This window comes from Brevundimonas sp. KH_025 (assembly GCF_057839885.1).
This window is the reverse complement of record NZ_CM174501.1, coordinates 2,048,285-2,067,840: the sequence shown is the minus strand read 5'-3', so window position 1 is coordinate 2,067,840 and position 19,556 is coordinate 2,048,285. Positions and strand designations below refer to the sequence as shown.

21 protein-coding genes are annotated in these 19,556 nt (G+C 67.7%); 17 read left to right on the top strand and 4 right to left on the bottom strand.

Annotation, left to right across the window (positions count from 1 at the left end; genetic code table 11):
- Positions 1 to 18: 18 nt before the first annotated feature.
- From AC3IS2_RS10225 to AC3IS2_RS10155, 15 genes are all read left to right on the top strand, one after another.
- On the top strand, positions 19 to 339 hold the full coding sequence (locus tag AC3IS2_RS10225; protein WP_105563909.1) for a DUF3253 domain-containing protein: 321 nt from the start codon (positions 19 to 21) through the stop codon (positions 337 to 339).
- On the top strand, positions 323 to 928 hold the full coding sequence (locus AC3IS2_RS10220; RefSeq protein WP_489197617.1) for a uracil-DNA glycosylase family protein: 606 nt from the start codon (positions 323 to 325) through the stop codon (positions 926 to 928). The genes AC3IS2_RS10225 and AC3IS2_RS10220 overlap by 17 nt, the downstream gene beginning before the upstream one ends.
- Positions 925 to 1,968, top strand: a complete 1,044-nt coding sequence (locus AC3IS2_RS10215; protein ID WP_489197616.1) for an alpha/beta fold hydrolase — start codon at positions 925 to 927, stop codon at positions 1,966 to 1,968. The genes AC3IS2_RS10220 and AC3IS2_RS10215 overlap by 4 nt, the downstream gene beginning before the upstream one ends.
- Positions 1,969 to 2,072: 104 nt before the next feature.
- Positions 2,073 to 3,170 (top strand): Glu/Leu/Phe/Val family dehydrogenase, encoded by a 1,098-nt coding sequence (locus AC3IS2_RS10210; RefSeq protein ID WP_489197615.1) that lies wholly within the window; start codon positions 2,073 to 2,075, stop codon positions 3,168 to 3,170.
- A gap of 308 nt (positions 3,171 to 3,478) precedes the next feature.
- Complete coding sequence (gene fliF / locus AC3IS2_RS10205) at positions 3,479 to 5,116, top strand: flagellar basal-body MS-ring/collar protein FliF (RefSeq protein WP_489197613.1); 1,638 nt, start codon at positions 3,479 to 3,481, stop codon at positions 5,114 to 5,116.
- Positions 5,116 to 6,150, top strand: a complete 1,035-nt coding sequence (gene fliG / locus AC3IS2_RS10200; RefSeq protein ID WP_489197612.1) for a flagellar motor switch protein FliG — start codon at positions 5,116 to 5,118, stop codon at positions 6,148 to 6,150. The genes fliF and fliG overlap by 1 nt, the downstream gene beginning before the upstream one ends.
- Before the next feature lies 1 nt (position 6,151).
- Positions 6,152 to 6,808: a FliH/SctL family protein gene (locus AC3IS2_RS10195; RefSeq protein WP_489197611.1), complete on the top strand. Its 657-nt coding sequence runs from the start codon at positions 6,152 to 6,154 to the stop codon at positions 6,806 to 6,808.
- Positions 6,808 to 7,140 carry a flagellar motor switch protein FliN gene (gene fliN / locus AC3IS2_RS10190; RefSeq protein ID WP_489197610.1) on the top strand — a complete coding sequence of 111 codons (333 nt, stop codon included), beginning with the start codon at positions 6,808 to 6,810 and terminating at the stop codon, positions 7,138 to 7,140. Before AC3IS2_RS10195 ends, fliN begins: the two co-directional genes overlap by 1 nt.
- 43 nt (positions 7,141 to 7,183) lie before the next feature.
- The gene (flbD, locus tag AC3IS2_RS10185; RefSeq protein ID WP_489197608.1) at positions 7,184 to 8,596 is read left to right on the top strand and encodes a sigma-54-dependent transcriptional regulator FlbD; all 1,413 of its coding nucleotides are present in this window, start codon (positions 7,184 to 7,186) and stop codon (positions 8,594 to 8,596) included.
- 2 nt (positions 8,597 to 8,598) lie between these two features.
- A complete protein-coding gene (gene bla / locus AC3IS2_RS10180; protein ID WP_489197606.1) occupies positions 8,599 to 9,495 on the top strand; it encodes a class A beta-lactamase in 897 nt (298 codons plus the stop codon).
- An 80-nt stretch (positions 9,496 to 9,575) separates the two neighbouring features.
- Positions 9,576 to 11,654 (top strand): flagellar biosynthesis protein FlhA, encoded by a 2,079-nt coding sequence (gene flhA, locus AC3IS2_RS10175; RefSeq protein WP_489200141.1) that lies wholly within the window; start codon positions 9,576 to 9,578, stop codon positions 11,652 to 11,654.
- Positions 11,655 to 11,708: 54 nt separating this feature from the next.
- Positions 11,709 to 13,241 (top strand): sensor histidine kinase, encoded by a 1,533-nt coding sequence (locus tag AC3IS2_RS10170; protein WP_489197604.1) that lies wholly within the window; start codon positions 11,709 to 11,711, stop codon positions 13,239 to 13,241.
- Positions 13,238 to 13,660, top strand: a complete 423-nt coding sequence (locus tag AC3IS2_RS10165) for a response regulator (RefSeq protein WP_489197603.1) — start codon at positions 13,238 to 13,240, stop codon at positions 13,658 to 13,660. Before AC3IS2_RS10170 ends, AC3IS2_RS10165 begins: the two co-directional genes overlap by 4 nt.
- Before the next feature lie 5 nt (positions 13,661 to 13,665).
- Positions 13,666 to 14,709, top strand: coding sequence for a sensor histidine kinase (locus AC3IS2_RS10160; RefSeq protein ID WP_489200140.1), 1,044 nt, complete (start codon positions 13,666 to 13,668; stop codon positions 14,707 to 14,709).
- Positions 14,710 to 14,749: 40 nt separating this feature from the next.
- Positions 14,750 to 15,196: an NUDIX domain-containing protein gene (locus AC3IS2_RS10155; protein ID WP_489197602.1), complete on the top strand. Its 447-nt coding sequence runs from the start codon at positions 14,750 to 14,752 to the stop codon at positions 15,194 to 15,196.
- Positions 15,197 to 15,214: 18 nt separating this feature from the next.
- Here the strand turns inward: AC3IS2_RS10155 and AC3IS2_RS10150 are convergent, their stop codons facing one another.
- The 4 genes from AC3IS2_RS10150 to AC3IS2_RS10135 are packed head-to-tail and all read right to left on the bottom strand — an operon-like array spanning position 15,215 to position 18,194.
- Positions 15,215 to 15,721 carry a hypothetical protein gene (locus AC3IS2_RS10150; protein WP_489197601.1) on the bottom strand — a complete coding sequence of 169 codons (507 nt, stop codon included), beginning with the start codon at positions 15,719 to 15,721 and terminating at the stop codon, positions 15,215 to 15,217.
- 23 nt (positions 15,722 to 15,744) lie between these two features.
- Entirely contained in the window at positions 15,745 to 16,923 is a 1,179-nt protein-coding gene (locus AC3IS2_RS10145; protein ID WP_489197599.1) for a vWA domain-containing protein, read from the bottom strand.
- Positions 16,924 to 16,974: 51 nt separating this feature from the next.
- Positions 16,975 to 17,613 carry a hypothetical protein gene (locus tag AC3IS2_RS10140; RefSeq protein WP_489197598.1) on the bottom strand — a complete coding sequence of 213 codons (639 nt, stop codon included), beginning with the start codon at positions 17,611 to 17,613 and terminating at the stop codon, positions 16,975 to 16,977.
- Between the two features lie 53 nt (positions 17,614 to 17,666).
- Positions 17,667 to 18,194, bottom strand: coding sequence for a GNAT family N-acetyltransferase (locus AC3IS2_RS10135; protein ID WP_489197597.1), 528 nt, complete (start codon positions 18,192 to 18,194; stop codon positions 17,667 to 17,669).
- Between the two features lie 220 nt (positions 18,195 to 18,414).
- On the opposite strand from AC3IS2_RS10135, the gene AC3IS2_RS10130 reads away from it, so the two are divergent.
- Both AC3IS2_RS10130 and AC3IS2_RS10125 read left to right on the top strand, forming a co-directional pair.
- Positions 18,415 to 19,053, top strand: a complete 639-nt coding sequence (locus tag AC3IS2_RS10130; RefSeq protein WP_489197596.1) for a histidine phosphatase family protein — start codon at positions 18,415 to 18,417, stop codon at positions 19,051 to 19,053.
- Between the two features lie 237 nt (positions 19,054 to 19,290).
- Positions 19,291 to 19,548: an exodeoxyribonuclease VII small subunit gene (locus AC3IS2_RS10125; RefSeq protein WP_489197595.1), complete on the top strand. Its 258-nt coding sequence runs from the start codon at positions 19,291 to 19,293 to the stop codon at positions 19,546 to 19,548.
- Positions 19,549 to 19,556 lie beyond the last annotated feature (8 nt).

Sequence of the window (19,556 nt, the reverse complement as noted above, 5' to 3'; positions counted from 1 at the left end):
GTGCAGCATATAGGCGCAATGAGCGATCCAATCGAAGCGGCCATTTTCGAAAAACTGGCCAAGGCCGACCCCAAGAACGTCGGCGGCAAGAGCATTGAACCCTCGGACGTGGCCAAAGAGCTGCAGCCCGAGCAGTGGCAGCGAATGCTGCCCAAGGTGCGTGCTGTGGCTTTGGGCCTGATGCGTCAGGGCAAGCTGACCATCACCAAGAAGGGCAAGGCGGTCGATCCGAACGCCTTCAAGGGCGTGATCCGTCTGCGCCTGCCGACCGAGGCCGAGACGGCCGCGGCCCTGGCGGCCCTGCCGCCGGTCGAAGCTTCGGATGACGATTTCGACTGAACCGGATACAGGCCTGGAGGATCTCCTGGCCGACATCCGCGCCTGCCGGGCGTGCCTGGGGCAGTTGCCCCATACGCCGCGCCCGGTGGTCATGGTCGCACCCGAAACCCGCCTGCTGATCTGCGGCCAGGCGCCGGGACGAAGGGTGCATGAAAGCGGTCTGCCCTTCACCGATCCGTCCGGCGACCGCCTGCGCGACTGGCTGGGCGTGGACGAGGCGACCTTCTACGGCGATCCGCGCCTGGGCGTCGCGGCCCAGGCCTTCTGCTTTCCCGGGACAGACCCCAAGGGCGGGGACTATCCGCCGCCGGGCTGCTGCGCCGAGCTTTGGCGGCCCCGGCTGCTGGCCGAACTGCCGAATGTCGAGCTGACCTTGCTGGTCGGCGGCTACGCCCAGGCGTGGGCCTTGGGCGACCGCGCCCGGTCCACCATGACCGAAACGGTCCGCGCCTGGCGCGACTACGCCCCCGCCGTCCTGCCGTTGCCGCACCCGTCATGGCGCAATACCGCCTGGCTTCGGAAAAACCCGTGGTTCGAGGCCGAGGTTCTGCCCTACCTTCGCGAACGGATTGTGGAGATTCTGGCGTGAGCATCGGGCGAAGCGGACTGACAGCGGGCCTTCTGGCGCTCACGCTCGCCCTGTCCGCCTGCGCCACGCCGCATCTGCAGGCGCCGCAGACCCCGCCGGTCGGCTTCAACGGGCCGCGCATCGAGGCGGGGACCGAAGGGCGCGGGGCCTTCGTGGTTCAGGACGGCGCGCATCTGCCCTATCTGCGCTGGACCCCGGAGGGGCAGCCGCCATGGGCCGTCATCGTCGCCCTGCACGGGTTCAACGACCACTACGCCTCCTTCCGGCTGGCGGGGCCGTGGTGGGCGACGCGGGGCATTGAGACATGGGCCTATGATCAGCGCGGTTTCGGCCTGGCACCCCATCGCGGCGAGTTCGCGCCGGAAAGCCTGACCAGCCAGGACCTGCGCACCATCGTCGCCCTGGTTCGCGCCGAGCGGCCTGACGCCATGATCGTGGTGGCGGGCGAAAGCATGGGCGGAGCCTCGACCATCGCCGCCTTCGGGTCCGAGGCGCCGCCCGACGCCGACCGCGTGGTTCTGCTGGCGCCCGGCGTCTGGGGCTGGTCCAGCCAGAGCGCGTTCAACGGCGCCGGCCTGTGGGCCGCCGCCCGGCTGATGGGCGACAGGGCGGTCGAGCCGCCGTCCTTCGCCGTTCGTCGCATCCGCGCTTCGGACAATACGCTGGAACTGGTCCGCAACGGCCGCGATCCCCTCAGCATCATCTCCACTCGGTTCGATTCCCTGCACGGCCTGGTCGATCTGATGGAGACGGCGACGGTGCGTCTGGGCAAGATCGAGAAGCCGACCCTGCTGCTCTACGGCGCGCACGACCAGATCATCGAGAAGCGTCCCATGCGCCGGGCGCTGGAGCAGGCGGGCGAGCGGCCGAACCTGCGGACGGCCTATTACCGCGACGGCTGGCACATCCTGAACCGGGACTTTCAGGGCGAGGTCGTCTATCGCGACATCGAGGCCTGGCTGCGCGACGAGGCCGCGCCCCTTCCATCGGGCGCCGCGCCGGTGCTGCCGGCGCTGAGGGCTGATCCCCATTCCCAGTGATCTAGGGCGCGCTGAACTTCCTGACGCGAAACCGTCATGCTTGCCGTTTAGGCGAGCGCGGCGTATCTCCACGCGCATAAAAAATACCCCAGGAAAGGCCTGTCATGGGCAAGACGCTGTTTGATTCCCCTTCTTTCGCGAACCATGAAGGCGTCCACGCCTTCCATGACGAGAAAACCGGCCTGAAAGCCATCGTCGCGGTTCACTCCACCGCGCGCGGCCCCGCTGTCGGCGGCACCCGCATGTGGAACTACGCTTCGGCCGCCGAAGCCCTGGAAGACGTGCTGCGCCTGTCCAAGGGCATGAGCTACAAGAACGCCGTGGCGGACCTGGAAATGGGCGGCGGCAAGTCGGTCATCATCGGCGACAGCCGCACCCAGAAGTCGCCTGAACTGTTCCGCGCCTTCGGCCGCGCCCTGAACGGCCTGGGCGGCAACTATTACGCCGCTGAAGACGTCGGCACCTCGGTCGAGGATATCGCCGAGGCCCGCAAGGTCACGGAATACGTCCTGGGCCTGAAGGACGGTCCGGAAGCCTCGGGCGACCCCAGCCCCGTCACCGCCGAGGGCGTGTTCCGCTCGAACCTGGTCGTGGCCCGCCGCCTGTTCAATCAGGACGACATGACCGGCCTGACCGTCGCCATTCAGGGCGTCGGCCACGTCGGCGCCTATCTGGCCGAGAAGCTGCACAAGGCCGGCGCCAAGCTGATCATCACCGACGTCAACCAGGCCAACCTGGAAGCTGTCGCCGCCGCGACCGGCGCCGAGATCGTCGCCCCCGACGCCATCTATGACGTCGCCGCCGACATCTATGCGCCCTGCGCCCTGGGCGCGACGCTGAACCTGCAGACCCTGGACCGTCTGAAGGTCAAGGCTGTCTGCGGCGCCGCCAACAACCAGCTGGCCACCGCCGACATCGGCGACGAGCTGTTCCGTCGCGGCGTGCTCTACGCCCCCGACTACGTCGTCAACGGCGGCGGCATCATCAACGTCGCCTCGGAAATGAACGCCCGTCAGTCGGGCGGCGCTTATGACCCGTCGTGGGTCGAGGGCAAGCTGTCGCGCCTGATGGACACCTTCGAGGAAATCCTCGAGCGTTCGGCCTCCGAGAACAAGCCGACCCACCTGATCGCCGACGCCATCGCCGAGGCCCGCATCAATGCGGCTGCGGACAAGAAGGCGGAGCTGCTGAAGGCGGCGTAAGCTCCAAGTCTCTCAAGGCTACGAAAGGCGGCGTGTCGAAAGACGCGCCGCCTTTTTCTTTTCCTACCCATTTTATGGGGAGGGGGACCGCGTAGCGGTGGAGGGGGCGGCGCAGACGTCAGCCGTGGAGTCGCCCCCTCCGTCTCGTCGGCTTCGCCGCCGATCCACCTCCCCATGGAATGGGGAGGAAAGGCGAGGCCCGGATTCTCCCAATCTTTAACGCCTCTTAACGCCGCGTTTACCATCCACGCGGCACTTTCTGCCTAGCGGGGCGGTGTGGTCCTCCCGCCAGTATGAGGCGGGGACGCGTGGGCGGCTTCACGGCGGCGTTGCAGAAGTTCGGTATCGGCCGCCTGGCCGCGGTGCTTGGCGTCGCCGCGGGCGTGGCCGCGGTGCTGGTCGCCGTCATGCTGCGTGTGGGCCAGGCGCCCGACGCGCTGCTCTATTCCAACCTCGACCTGCGCGAAGCTTCCGAGATCAGCGCCGCGCTGGATCAGGCGGGCATCAAATATTCGTCCAAGGGCGACGGCTCGACCATCTTCGTCAGCCGCGACGAGGTCGGCACGGCGCGCCTGATGCTGGCGGGCAAGGGACTCGTGACCTCGGGCAGCGTCGGCTACGAGATCTTCGACAACCAGTCGGTGCTGGGCCAGACCGAGTTCCAGCAGAACCTGAACGAGCAGCGCGCCCTGCAGGGCGAGCTGTCGCGCACCATCATGTCGATGCGCGGCATCACCTCGGCCCGCGTCCACATCACCATGCCGCGCCGGGAAATGTTCCAGGCTGCTTCCGTCGACCCGACCGCCGCCGTGGTCGTGGGCCTGGGCGGGCGCGATCTCAGCGCCGATCAGGTCCGCGCCATCCGCAACGTCGTCGCCTCGTCGGTGCCGAACCTGAAGCCGGACAAGGTCACGGTGACGGACCAGTCCAACCGCACCCTGGCTGCGGGTTCGGAAGACACGGGCTTCACCTCGGCCAACGCCGAGGCCGCCAAGGCCACGACCGAGGCTCAACTGCAGACCCGGATCCAGGACATCGTCGAGGGCGTCGTCGGCGCTGGGGCTGCAAGGGTCCAGGTCACGGCCGACATCGACCACAGCCGCTCGACCACCCAGGAACAGAAGTTCGATCCCGACGGCCAGGTCGTCCGCTCGACCTCGACCAACGGCTCGCAGTCGCAGGACACGACGGGTCAGGCCGACGGCGGCGCGACCGCCACGAACAATATCCCCGGCGGTCAGGCCCCGAACACCACGCCTATCGGCTCGACCAACTCGGAAAACACCGAGACCACCAACTACGAAATCTCCAACACCACCACCACGACGGTGAAGGAGCCGGGCGAGGTCAAGAAGCTGTCGGTTTCGGTGGCCGTGGACGGCAAGTACACCCCCGCCGCCGGCGGCAAGGGCGAGCCGACCTACGCCCCGCGCAGCGCCGAGGAAGTGCAGCAGATCAAGACCCTGGTCGCCGCCGCTGTCGGCATAGACGAGACGCGCGGCGACAAGATTGAGGTGATCAACGTCCGCTTCAACCGCGAGCCCTCGGCGGCGCCGGGCGCGGACGAAGGGTCGTCGATGTTCAACTTCGACAAGAACGACATCATGCGGGGCGTCGAACTGCTGGTCCTGCTGGTGACGGGCCTGCTGCTGATCTTCTTCGTCGTGCGGCCCCTGCTGAAGACCGCCTCGGGCGGCGGCGGCGCGCCCGCCCTGGTCGGCGCCAACGGCATGCCGGTGACGGCGCTGGACACCCAGATCGTCGGCGGTGTCCTGCCGGGCCAGCCCCAGATGCTGGCCGGCCCCAGCGAGATGGACCAGCGCCTGGACATCGCCCGCATCGAGGGACAGGTGAAGGCCTCCTCGATCAAGAAGGTCTCCGACTTCGTGGACTCCCACCCGGAGGAATCAACCGCGATCCTTCGGTCGTGGGTGCATGAGAGCTAATGACCCGCCTCGTGAGCAAGAAAGCCGCAGTTGATGACGCCCGCAAGCTGACGGGCCCCGAAAAGGCCGCCGTGGTCCTCTTGTCGCTGGGCGAGGAACACACGGTCCTGTGGCAGCAGCTCGACGACGAAGAGATCAAGGAGGTCTCCCAGGCCATGGCCGGCCTCGGCGCCGTGACGGCCAACGTCGTGGAAGAGGTGCTGGTCGAGTTCGTCTCCGGCATCGGCGGCTCCGGCTCGCTGATGGGCAGTTATGAGCAGACCCAGCGCCTGCTGGCCTCCTTCATGCCGGGCGAGCGCGTCGACGCCCTGATGGAGGAAATCCGCGGTCCCGCCGGGCGGACCATGTGGGACAAGCTCGGCAACGTGAACGAGGCCGTCCTCGCCAACTATCTGAAGAACGAATACCCGCAGACGGTCGCGGTGGTCCTGTCCAAGATCAAGCCGGACCACGCCTCGCGCGTCCTGACGGCCCTGCCCGAGGACTTCGCCCTGGAATGCGTGCAGCGGATGCTGCGCATGGAGCCGGTGCAGCGCGACATCCTCGACAAGATCGAGCAAACCCTGCGCACCGAGTTCATGTCCAACCTGGCGCGCACCTCCAAGCGCGACAGCCACGAACTGATGGCCGACATCTTCAACAGCTTCGACCGCCAGACCGAGGCCCGCTTCATCGGCGCCCTGGAGGAACGCAGCCGCGATTCCGCCGAGCGCATCCGCGCCCTGATGTTCGTGTTCGAGGACCTGTCGCGCCTCGATCCGGGCGGGGTCCAGACCCTGCTGCGGGCGGTCGAGAAGGACCAGCTGGGCCTCGCGCTGAAGGGGGCCTCTGACGCCCTGCGCGAAATGTTCTTCTCCAACATGTCCGAGCGCGCCTCGAAGATCATGCGCGAGGACATGGATTCGATGGGGCCTGTGCGCCTGAAGGACGTCGACACCGCCCAGATGACCATGGTCCAGGTGGCCAAGGATCTGGCGGCGCGCGGCGAAATCATGCTGGCCGGCCAGGGCGGCGACGACGAGTTGATCTACTGACATGACCGCCATTCCCGCAAACGCCCGCCCCTTCATCTTCGACACCGAGTTCGACGCGGCCGGCGACGTCGTGCGTCCTTCCGCCTGGCAGCCGACCAAGCGCTCCTTCGCGCCCGCCGAGGTCGAGGCCCTGGTCGCTCAGGCGCGGCTGGAGGCCCGCCAGCAGGCCCTGGCCGAGGTCGAGGCCTTGCGCGCCGACGCCCTGTCGACCCTGGCCCAGTCGGTGGCCCATTCGGCGGGTGCTCTGAGCACGGTGGCCGAGGCGCATCGCCGCCAGTCGGCTGAACTGTCGGTGGCCGCCGCCCGCATCCTGGCCTCAGCCGCCTTCGACCGCTTCCCGCGCCGCCCGCTGGAAGCCGCCATCGAGCAGTTGGGTCAGGAGATCGACGCCTCGCCCCGTCTGCTGGTTCGCGCCGCCGGCCTGGATGAGACGGCCCGCGCCCACGTGGAGGCCCTGTGCGCCGACGCCGGCTTCAGCGGCCTGATCGCTTTCCGCGAGGATGCGGGCGCGCCTGCCGCCGCCTTCGCTCTGGAATGGGCCGACGGCCGCGCCGAGTTCGATCCCGAGGGCGTCGCCGCCCGCGTTTCCGCCGCGCTGGAGGCCGCGCTCGCGGCCGAGGCCGGCCATGCTGAATCCCTCGACAGGAGCGCCTTCTGATGGCCACCGACGATCTCGCCCTGGAAGAGTTCGGCGACTCCACCGCCCTGAACATCGCCGACGAGGGCGGCGACAAGTCCGCCGCTGACCTGGCCACCGTCTTCGACGTGCCGGTCAACATCTCGGCTGTGCTGGGCAAGGCCCATATGTCCGTCGCCCAGTTGCTGAAGCTGAACCGCGGCAGCGTGCTGGAGCTGGACCGCAAGGTCGGCGAGGCCATCGACATCTTCGTCAACAACCGCCTGGTGGCGCGCGGGGAGGTCGTCGTCGTCGAGGACCGCCTGGGCGTGACCATGACGGAAATCATCAAGACCGAGGACAAGGGCGCCTGATCGGCCGCCCTGTTTCGGAATAGCGTTCTAGAGGAGAAGACCCATGCGGCTTCTGGTGGTTGGCAGGCTCAGCGGACAGCTGGCGACGGCGGTGAAGATGGCCATGGCGCACGGCGCCAAGGTCCAGCATGTCGAACGCGCCGATCAGGCGACCGAGCAACTGCGACGCGGGCAGGGAGCCGACCTGATGATGGTCGACTACCGCATCGACATCGCCGCCCTGATCGCCGCCAACGACGCCGAACGGATCCACGTCCCGGTCGTGGCCTGCGGGGTCGACGCCGACGCTCGTGAAGCCGCCGACGCCATCCGCGCCGGGGCCAAGGAGTTCATCCCCCTGCCGCCCGAGGCGGACCTGATCGCCGCTGTCCTGTCGGCCGTGGCCGATGACGAGCGCCCGATGATCTCGGCCGATCCGGCGATGAAGGCCGTCATCGGCCTGGCCGACCAGGTGGCGCGCTCGGAAGCCTCCATCCTGATCACCGGGGAAAGCGGCGTCGGCAAGGAGGTGATGGCCCGTCACCTGCACACGGCGTCCAAGCGCGCCGACAAGCCCTTCATCAGCGTCAACTGCGCCGCCATTCCCGACAACCTGCTGGAATCCGAGCTGTTCGGTCACGAGAAGGGCGCCTTCACCGGCGCCGTGGCTCGCCGCATCGGCAAGTTCGAGGAAGCTGACGGCGGCACGCTGCTGCTGGACGAAATCTCGGAGATGGACGCCCGCCTGCAGGCCAAGCTGCTGCGCGCCATTCAGGAGCGGGTCATCGACCGCGTCGGCGGGGCCAAGCCCGTGCCGGTCAATATTCGCATCATCGCCACCTCGAACCGCGACCTGGCCAAGGCCGTAGCCGAGGGCACGTTCCGCGAAGACCTGCTGTATCGCCTGAACGTGGTGAACCTGCGCCTGCCGTCCCTGCGCGAGCGGCCGGGCGACATCGGCGTGCTGTGCGATCACTTCGTCAAGAAATACGCCGCCGCCAACGGCGTGCCGCCGCGCGCCATTTCCGCCGAGGCCCGCTGCGCCCTGGTCGGCCATCGCTGGCCCGGCAACGTGCGCGAGCTGGAAAACGCCATGCACCGCGCTGTCCTGCTGGCGACGGGGGCCGAGATCGACGTCGACGCCATCCGCCTGCCGGACGGCCGGCCTCTGCTGGAAGGCGGCTCGACCGCGCCGTCGCCGACTGCCTCGACCTATGACGCCGGGGTCGCCGGCCATGCGGCCCAGATGGCCGACGCCATGACCCGCAGCTTCGTCGGTCAGACCGTGGCCGAGATGGAAAAGACCCTGATCCTCGACACCCTGAACCACTGCCTGGGCAACCGCACCCATGCGGCGACCATCCTGGGCATCTCGATCCGCACCCTGCGCAACAAGCTGAACGAATACGCCGACGAGGGCACGCCGATCCCGGCCCCGCAGTCGGGCGTGGCCGCCGCCTACGGCGCCGTGGGCTGATCATGGGCGCCGACCGCAGGACCGTGCTGCTGGGCGCGGGCGCGCTGGCGCTTGCGGCCTGCGCCCGCAAGGCCGAGCCGGCCGAGGCCGCCGTCACGACGCTGGCCCTCGACCTGTCGGCGCTGGAGGCCCGCCACGGCGGCCGCCTGGGCGTGGCGATCGCCTCGGACGGGGTGAAGGCGGCGTGGCGCGGCGACGAACGCTTCGTCTATTGCTCGACCTTCAAGATGTATCTGGCCGCCGCGACTCTGTTGCGCGTCCAGGCGGGGCAGGAGCGTCTGGATCGCGCCGTCCCGATCACCGCCGCCGACATGGTCAATCACGCCCCGACCACGGAAAAGGCCGTCGGCGCGACCCTGACCATCGAGCAGTTGATGAAGGCCACGGTCGAGCTGAGCGACAACCCCGCGGCCAATATCCTGATCCGCGAGATGGGCGGGCTGGAGCCTCTGCGCGCCTTCTATCGCGGCATCGGCGACGACAGCACCCGCGTGGATCGTCTCGAGCCGGAGATGAACCGCCTGGACGGCGACAAGGACACCATCACTCCGATCCAGTCGGTGCAGAACATCAGCCGCCTTCTGGTCGCGCCCGACACCCCGCTTGATGAGGCGTCCAAGGCCCTGCTGATGCGCTGGATGATGGATACGCCCACCGGGCAGGGACGGATCAAGGCGGGCGTCCCCGCCGGCTGGGCCGTGGCGCACAAGACGGGGACCGGCGGCTACGGCCCGACCAACGACATCGGCCTGATCCAGCCCCCCAAAGGCGCAATGGCCGGCGCCCCCGTGGTCATCGCCGTCTATTTCCATGCGACCGACGCTTCGACCAACGCCCAGCGCGAAGCCGTCATCGCCGATGCGACCCGTCTGGCGCTCAAGGCGCTGGGGCATGGCTGAGAATCCGCGAATCCTGTCATCTGGCGGGATGATCTCGATTACCCCGTGTGGCGTTCGCCATGGTTGATGCGCCGATCCTGATGAAGGACGGCTATGCGCGCCCCACCGGGCGCGACGCGCTCGGCTGGCTGATGCGCGGCGAGGTGCTGATGGCGGTCGGCGTGATCGGCGTGATCATGCTGCTGATCGTGCCCATCCCCAAGATGCTGCTGGACCTGCTGCTGGCGATCTCGATCGTCTCCAGCGTGCTGATCCTGATGACGGCCCTGATGATGAAGCGGCCGCTGGACTTCGCCATCTTCCCGACGGTGCTGCTGGTCTCGACCCTGTTCCGACTGGGCCTCAACCTGGCCTCGACCCGCCTGATCCTGACCCACGGTCAAGAGGGCCACGACGCCGCCGGCCAGGTCATCAACGCCTTCGGCGAACTGATGATGGGCGGCAACTTCATCATCGGGGTGATCATCTTCGCCATCGTCCTGGTGGTGAACTTCGTCGTCATCACCAAGGGTTCGACCCGCATCGCCGAGGTCTCGGCCCGCTTCACCCTGGACTCCATGCCGGGCAAGCAGATGGCCATCGACGCCGACCTGTCGTCGGGCCTGATCACCGAGGACCAGGCCAAGCTGCGCCGCAAGGAGCTGGAGCAGGAATCGACCTTCTTCGGGGCCATGGACGGTGCGTCCAAATTCGTGCGCGGCGACGCCGTGGCCGGCCTGATCATCACCTTCATCAACGCCATCGGCGGCCTGTTGATCGGCGTGCTGCAGCACAAGATGCCGGTGGGCGAGGCGGCCAACACCTATGTTCAGCTGACCATCGGCGACGGCCTGGTGACGCAGGTTCCGGCCATCATCGTCTCCATCGCCGCCGGCTTCCTGGTGTCCAAGGCGGGCGTCGAGGGCACGGCGGACAAGGCCCTGGTGGCGCAACTGGCCACCAACCCGGTCAGCCTGGGCGTGGTGTCGGGCGCTGCGGGCCTGATCGGCCTGATCCCCGGGATGCCGCTGATCCCCTTCGCGGCCCTGGCCATCGGTTCGGGCTTCATGGCCTGGCGGCTGGGCCGCAACCGGCTGAAGCCGGCGCCGGTCGAAACGGTCGAGCTGAAGCCCAAGGAGGACGTCGAGGAGCCGATCGCCACGGCCCTGACCATCGACGAGGTCAAGATCGAGCTGGGCTACGCCCTGCTGTCGCTGATCAATGATCTGGAGGGCCGTCGCCTGACCGATCAGATCCGCGCCCTGCGCCGCTCGCTGGCCCAGGAATACGGCTTCGTCATGCCCAGCGTGCGCATCCTCGACAACATGCGCCTGCCTAACCAGGGCTACGCCATCCGCATCAAGGAGATGGAGGCCGGAGCCGGCGAGGTGCGTCTGGCCCAACTGATGGCCATGGACCCGGCGGGCCGTCAGGTCGAACTGCCCGGCGAACATACGCGCGAGCCGGCCTTTGGCCTGCCCGCCACCTGGATCGACGAAGCCTTGCGCGAAGAAGCCACCTTCCGCGGCTATACTCTGGTCGACCCGTCGACGGTGCTGACGACGCACCTGACCGAGATCCTCAAGGAGAACATGGCGGATCTGCTGTCCTACGCCGAGGTGCAGAAGCTGCTGAAGGAGCTGCAGGGCGAAGAGAAGAAGCTGGTCGACGAACTGATCCCTACAGTCGTCACCGTCACCACCCTGCAGCGCGTGCTGCAGACGCTGTTGCGGGAAAAGGTCTCGATCCGCGACCTGCCGGCCATCCTCGAAGGTCTGGCCGAGGCGGCACCCCACACCACCAGCGTCACAACCCTGGTCGAGCACGTCCGTACCCGCCTGGCGCGTCAGCTGTGCTGGGCGAACCGGGGCGACGACGGCGCCCTGCCGATCGTCAGCCTGTCGCCGGACTGGGAACAGGCCTTCGCCGAGGCCCTGATCGGTCCGGGCGAGGACAAGCAGTTGGCCATGGCGCCCAGCCGGCTTCAGGACTTCATCCGCGCGGTTCGCGACGTGTTCGAGCGCGCCGCCATGTCGGGCGAGAATCCCGTCCTGCTGACCGGCCCGCAGGTCCGCCCCTATGTCCGTTCGATCATCGAGCGTTTCCGCGGGCAGACCGTGGTGATGAGCCAGAACGAGGTCCACCCCAAGGCCCGTCTGCGGACCATCGGCACCGTCTGAGCTGCAGCGAGGTAACGACTGGACTCAAGGGGTGCGGTCGCGGATGCTCGAATCATGAATCGCATCCGGCCGGCCCTTCGGACCTTTGGCGCCTTCCTGCGCACGCCGACGCTCAGCCGTTCCATCATCGCCTTGCTGGCGCTGGCCATTCTGCTGCTGCTGGCGGTGAACGCCGCCACCTTCGTCATGATCCAGCGGACCTCGGCCTATAACGATACGGTCGATCACAGCCAGCAGGTGCGGCTGGCGGCCAAGGACGTGCTGACCCTGCTGGCCGACGCCGAGACGGGGCAGCGCGGTTTCATGCTGACGGCGCGGCCGGAATATCTGGCGGTGCATGACCGGGCGATCGCCGCGCTTCCTGCCGTGTTCAATCGCCTCGACAGCCTGATCGGAAGCGATGACGAACTGAAACCGCGCCTGGCCCGCGTCCGCTCGCTCTATCAGGAACGCCTGAGCCTGCTCGAGCGGACGATCGAGATGACCCGAACGGGCCGCATCGGCGAGGCCGTGTCCGTCATCCGCAGCGGCCAGGGCAAGGTGCTGATGGATCAGATGCGGGTGGAACTGACCGCCATCGACGCGGTCGAGGCCCGGCGCCTGGCCGAGCGCACCCGTCAGTCCGAGCGCGCCTCGGCGGTGACGGTCTCGGTCAACGCCCTGGCGGCGCTGCTGATCCTGATCCTGGCCGGGATCAGCACCTGGCTGGTGCGGCGCTATGTCGAGGAGATCGAGGAGGCGCATCTGGAACTGGACCGCGTCAACGCCGGGCTGGAGAACCAGGTCCGCGACCGCACCGCCGAGCTGACCCGCGCCAACGAGGAGATCCAGCGGTTCGCCTATATCGTCAGCCACGACCTGCGCGCCCCTCTGGTCAATGTCATGGGCTACACCTCCGAACTGGAGCAGGTCGGCAAGGTTTTCGACCACCAGCTGAGCACCCTGGCCCTGACCCATCCCGAGGCGATCGAGCCCGAGGCGATCCGCGCCGTGCGCGAAGACGTGCCCGAGGCGGTCGGCTTCATCCGCGCCTCGACGGCCAAGATGGACCGGCTGATCAACGCCATCCTGAAGCTGTCGCGCGACGGTCGCCGCGCCCTGGTCCCCGAGACCCTGGACATGACCGCGGTGGTCCAGGCCATCGCCGACAGCGTCCACCATCAGGCCATCGAGTCAGGCGGCGAGATCATCGTGCGCGACCTGCCGGTGCTGGAAAGCGACCGGCTGTCGATCGAGCAGATCTTCGGCAACCTGCTCGACAACGCCGTCAAGTATCAGCAGCCCGGCCGCCCCATCCGCATCGTCGTCGAGGGTGAGGCGGACGACGACGGGCGCGCCCACTACCGCATCATCGACAATGGACGCGGCGTGTCAGAGCGCGACCACGAACGCATCTTCGAACTGTTCCGTCGCGCCGGGAAACAGGACCTGCCGGGCGAGGGCCTGGGCCTGGCCTTCGTGCGCAACAGCGTGCGCCGCCTGGGCGGGACCATCGCCCTGGAGTCCGAGCCGGGGCAAGGCTCGACATTCCATCTGAAATTCCCCACACGATTGATCGTGCCGGGTGACGCAGGAGACCGCCTATGAGCCACTCCGTGAAGATCGTCATGGTCGAGGACGACTACGGTCACGCCAAGCTCATCGAAAAGAACATCCGCCGCGCCAATATCGCCAACGACATCGTCCACTTCGCCGAGGGCGGGGCGGCGCTGGACTATCTGTTCAGCGACGAGGTGCGCGCCCACGGGCCGCTGCTGATCCTGCTGGACCTGAACCTGCCTGACATGTCGGGCACCGACATCCTGGAGAAGGTCAAGTCGGACGAGCGCCTGCGCCGCGCCCCTGTGGTGATCCTGACCACCACCGACGACAAGGTCGAGATCCAGCGCTGCTACGACCTGGGCTGCAACGTCTACATCACCAAGCCGGTGGACTATGAAGCCTTCGCCGGAGCGATCCAGCAGCTGGGTCTGTTCCTGTCCGTCATGCAGGCGCCCGAGATTTGAGCGACATGGGGGCCGCTATCCGCCTGCTCTACATCGACGACGACCGCGCCTTGTCGCGGTTGGTCCAGAAGGAACTGTCGCGTCACGGCTACGACGTGACCTGCGCGCCCGAAGGCGAGGCGGGGCTGGAGGCCCTGCGCGCCGGGACGTTTGATGTCTGTGCGCTCGATCACCATATGCCGGGCCGCGAGGGGCTGGACGTCCTGCCCGACATCCTGGCTCTGCCGGCCCCTCCGCCGGTGGTCTATGTCACCGGGGCTCAGGACGGGCGGATCGCCGTGGCCGCCCTGCGCGCCGGGGCCGCCGACTACGTCATCAAGGACGTGTCCGAGGACTTCACCGCCCTGCTGCGCTCGGCCATCGAGGACGCCCTGCTGCGCCGCCGTCTGGAGCGCGAGAACGAAGCGGCCCAGGAAGAGGTCCGCCTGGCGAGAGACCGCGCCGAGGCCATGCTGCGCGAGGTCAATCATCGCGTCGGCAACTCGCTGCAACTGGTGTCCAGCTTCATCTCCCTGCAACTGCGCCAGCTGGCCGACGAGGGCGCGCGCTCGGCTCTGCGCGAGGCCCAGGTGCGGATCGAGGCCGTGGCTCACGTTCACCGGCGCCTCTACACCTCGTCGGACCTGGCCACAGTGGCGATGGACGAATACCTGGCGGGTCTGGTCGAGGAACTGGGCAAGTCGGTCGGCCCTGACGTGGGGGGTGGCGACGGCTCGCCCCGCCTGACCCTGCGCGCCGAACCGATGCGCGTGTCCACGGACCAAGCGGTGTCGTTGGGCGTCATCGTCACTGAACTGGTCACTAACGCCGTCAAATACGCCTATGCGCCGGGCGAGGGCGGCGAGATCCGCGTGGTGCTGGAGGCCGCGGCCGAAGGGCGCGCGATCCTGACCGTCGAGGACGATGGCCCGGGTCTGGGCGACGGGACCGCCAAGGGCACAGGCCTGGGCGCCAAGATCGTCTCGGCCATGGCCAGCGGTCTGCGTTCGGCGGTCGAGTTCGACGCCGATCACCCTGGGGTGCGGGCGCAACTGATCTTTGATCTTTAGGCCCTTTCGCATCGGCTTCGGCGCGCGTTAGTCTGCCGTCATGAAGCTTCAGTTTGGAACGGCCCGTCCGGGTCTCGACTACATCCACCGCCCCGCCGCCTTCGGTCTGGTCGAGCAGGACGGCAAGCTGGCCTGCGTGCGGGTGGACCGGGGCGAGGGCAGCTATTTCGACCTGCCCGGCGGCGCCGTCGACGGTGAGGAAAGCGAACAGCAGGCGATCATCCGCGAGTTCGCCGAGGAAACCGGCCTGATCGTTCAGCCCGAGGACCGCCTTGTCGAGGCCGCCCAGTACTTCCGTCGCACTGACGGCTCGCCGGTCAATAACGCGGGCGGTTTCTGGACCGTGCGCGTCACCGGCTTCGACGCCTCGACCCAGTGCGAGGCCGACCATGAACTGGTCTGGCTGGAGCCGCTGGAGGCGATCTCCCGCCTGCGCCACGAGGCTCACGCCTGGGCCGTTGCCAAATGGCTGCGGTCGCGCGGCTGAAACCGGCGCGAGGCTGGCTCAGTCGCCGCCGAGGCGGATGCGCAGCCCCTCCGGTTCGCGCGCCTCGCCCGCCGCCGGGCGGCACTCGCTGTTGAAGGCCAGGGCGCCGCTGGACGTGCGCTGGGGACGGTTGTCGCAGACCTTTTCCAGCGGCGTCGGTGCGCTCAGGGCCGCGACCGGACGGGGGCCGCACTGCATGGCGTAGCCGTTCGCCGCCGTGCCGGGGGTGCAGTTCTCCAGCGCTTTCGACGGGCGCAGACCCTCGGGCAGGCGGTCGCCCATCACGGCGGCCAGCGTCACCCGCACCCGCGCCTGACAATGCTCCAGCGGTTCGTCCTTGCGGATGAAGGGGCTGCACTGCGAGCGCTCCCAGCCATAGGGATCGGCCAGGGCGTGGGCGGGCAAGTCGGGAATGGGCGTCGCGACGGCGACCTCCTCGACGGTGGCGGGCGGATCGTCGGACCAGACGACGCCGGGCGCGGCCTGTTGCAGCATCAGGGCGAAAAGCAGAGCCGTCGTCGTCATCGCGTCCCTCCTCGATCAGACCTCTACCGTGTCAGCGCCCGCATGGCCTTGTCCAGTCCGTCCAGCGTCAGGGAGTACATCCGCTGGTCCATGACTTCGCGGATCAGGCCGACCGACTGGGTGTAGCTCCAGTAGCGTTCGGTCACGGGGTTCAGCCAGACCGACTTGTCCCACTGCTGGCGCGCGCGTTTCAGCCAGACGGCGCCGGCCTCCTCGTTCCAGTGCTCAACCGAGCCGCCGGGCATGGTGATCTCATAGGGGGACATGGTGGCGTCGCCGACGAAGATGGCGCGCCAGTCGCCGAGGTATTTGTTCAGCACGTCCCAGGTCGGAATCTTCTCGTTGTGACGACGCCGGTTGTCCTTCCACACGCCCTCGTAAAGGCAGTTGTGGAAGTAGAAGAACTCCAGGTTCTTGAACTCGGTCTTGGCCGCCGAGAACAGCTCCTCGCACAGCTTGATATGGCCATCCATCGAGCCGCCGATGTCGAGGAACAGCAGGACCTTGATCGTGTTGCGCCGCTCGGGCCTCATGCGGATGTCCAGCCAGCCCTGACGCGCCGTGCCGTCGATGGTGCCGTCCATGTCCAGTTCTTCGGCCGCGCCTTCACGCGCGAAGCGACGCAGGCGGCGCAGGGCCACCTTGATGTTGCGGGTGCCCAGTTCGACGCTGTCGTCCAGATTCCTGTATTCGCGCTTTTCCCAGACCTTGACCGCGCGGCCCTGCTTGCCCGGCCCGCCGATGCGCACGCCCTCGGGGTTGTAGCCGCCGTGACCGAAGGGGCTGGTTCCACCCGTGCCGATCCACTTGGAGCCGCCTTGATGCCGCTCCTTCTGCTCCTCCAGACGCTGCTTCAGCGTCTCCATCAGCTTGTCGAACCCGCCCAGGGCCTCGATCTGGGCCTTTTCCTCGTCGGTCAGGAACTTCTCGGTCAGCAGCCGCAGCCAGTCCTCGGGGATGTCGGTGGTCAGGTCCTCGCCCGCGCCGACCGTCTCCAGCCCCTTGAACACCTTGCCGAACACCTGATCGAAGCGGTCATAGTGTTTCTCGTCCTTGACCAGCACCGCCCGCGACAGGTGATAGAAGGCCTCGACCTCCCGCCCCGCCACGTCCTTGTCCATGGCCTCCATCAAATGAAGCCATTCCTTCAGCGAAACCGGAACACGGGCTTCGCGCAGGGCGGTGAAGAAGGGCAGGAGCATTTCGCGACTATAGCCGCGAAGGGAGGGACCCGAAACGGCTGAGAGGGGCGATCAGTCGCGCGGAGGAAGGCTGGCGACAGAGAAAAGGCTGGCGGCGGTGGCTATGAGTTCAGCCTGCTCCAGCGGACCGGACGTTTCAGTCTTGAACGACCATCCATCAACATGGGTGATGATGACGAAGACGGCGGCCTCGGTCCCGTTGGGGGACCGTCCCTGAAGGGCTGTGAACAGCGGTTCGGGGCGTCCTGCCCCGGTCGCGACGCCGAACTCGCCATCAAGCGGCTCGATGTCGCTCCAGGTATTGCGGATTTCGGCGACAGATGACGCCATATCCTGCGCTTCGCTGGGCATCGGTTGGTAGCGGGTCGCCTGGTACGTGATCAAGCCGCTGCAACTGACGTTGTCGCCCCGATTGGGCGTCAGGGCGGCGGGCGGATAGATACGCACATTGTTGCCTGCCGCGACGGGATCGAAGCTGCAGGTCATTCCACTCGCCTTGTGGCGAATGCGTGTGCCACTGTTGTTCCCGGTGATGTTCTCGAACAGGTCGCCGGCGTGGGCGGCGGCGATGATGCGGTCGCCTTCGGCCTTGGCCGCGGCCGGACTCACTTGGGCTTGCTCGGCATCCTGCGCCAACGTCGGATAGGCGGTCGCCAGGGCGGTCAGGCCTGTTAAGGTCAGAAGCCACACGCGTATCATCAGCCATCCCCCGAGATCATTCTGATAGTAGCGTTATTCGAGCGTTACGCTCGCCGCAAGATGAACTCGTGGTCGTTCCAGGCGCCGACCGGGTAGTCGTATTCGCCGGCCTTCTCGAAGCCGTAGGCGGCGTAGAGCTTTTGCGCCTTCTCGTTGCCGCTCCAGACGCCGACCCACAGGGGGCCGTCGGTGTTGGCCTCCATCCAGTCCAGGGCGAGCTTCAGCAACTGGGTGCCGAGACCGAGGCCCTGAGCGTCGCGGCTGATGTAGAGGCGGCGCAGTTCGGCGTGGCTGGAACGGGCGTCGGGATGGGGCAGGGTGTTCGGCCCCGTGTTGGCGAAGCCCAGGATGTCGCCGTCGCGGTCGGCCACCCACCAGGCGGCGCCGGGCTCGGCCAGCTTGGTCAGGATGGTCTCGACGCTGAAGCTCTTGTCGAGGAAGGCGGCCAGGTCGTCGGCCGGATAGGGGATGCCGAATCCGTCGACAAAGGTGTCCACGAAGGTCTGGCGACCCAGGACGGCCAGAGCGGCGGCGTCGTCGGGGCGGGCGGGGCGGATCACGGGCGCGGTCATGACTTCGGCCATAGCGCCGCAAGGGGCGGCGGTCGAGGGCGCAAGGGGCGCTCGCGAGGCTGTCATCGCTTGGTGGTTGCAGGGGCGCGCCCCTAGGGCTACCACCATCTTCCAAGGGGTGGCGATGCGCCTGCCCCGTCAACCGCATTCGGGGGGATTGAGGGACGCCAAAGCCTTGATTTCACAGGCTGCTCCCCGTGCTATGACGTCTCCCGCACTCATGACCCACACCGAATCCGCCGCATCGACGCCTTCAGAGGCGCCCCGCGCCGCCCAGGCGACGTCAGCTGTCGGCGCGATCATTCTGGCTCGACACGGCGAACCGGCCCTGTCGCGCAAATGTCTGATCACCTCGGACGAATACCGCGACTGGTGGGGCCGATACGAGGTCGGCGGTCTGCGCGCCGGCCAGACGCCGCCGCAGGCCCTGCTGACCGCCGCCGAGGGGGCAGGCGCCATCTACGCCTCGACCCGGCCGCGCGCCCAGGAAACGGCCCGCGCCGTGGCCCGCGACCGCGAGGTCCTGGTCGACGCCCTGTTCATCGAGGCGCCCCTGCCGCCGCCGCGTTTCCCGTCGTGGATCAAGCTGTCGCCGCGCTACTGGGGCGTGATCTCGCGCTTCTGGTGGCACGTCTTCAACCACCACGAAGGCCAGGAAACCCGCGCCGAGGCCGAGGTCCGCGCCGACCAGGCCGCCCGCATCCTGATCGCCCGCGCCGGCGAAGGCCGCGACGTTCTGGTCCTGGCCCACGGCTATTTCAACCACATGGTCGGCCAGAAGCTGAAGGTGCACGGCTGGCGTCTGGCCGAGAACCAGGGCTTCAAATACTGGTCGCAGCGTCGTTACGAAAAACGCTGAGCGGTCCTCCTGCGCTCATCCCAGCGAAGGCCGGGATCCAGATCGCATGACGACGTTGTTGGCTACAAATGGCGCTATTGCGCTGCTTCTGGATAGAAGCGCGCCTTTCAATCTGGATCCCGGCCTTCGCCGGGATGAGCGAACGGGGTTGATCGCGGAGACTACAAGCGCCGGGTGACGGATATGACGCCTTTCGTCGTTGATGCGTCGCGCGGGCGTCTCTAGGTTGCCCGCATCATGACCGACGCCCCTGTTTCCCCCGCCGTTTCCGCCGATCTCAGCTTCGAGGACGCCCTGTCGCGTCTGGAGGGCATCGTCTCGCGCCTGGAGTCCGGTCAGGCCCCGCTGGAAGAGTCCATCGCCCTGTATGAGGAAGGCGCGCGCCTGAAGGCCCACTGCGAGGCCCGGCTGAAAGCCGCCCAGCTGCGGGTCGAGAAGATCGTCGTCGGCGCCGACGGCCAGGCCAAGGGCGTCGAACCGGCCGAGTTCGGCTGACGGGCTGT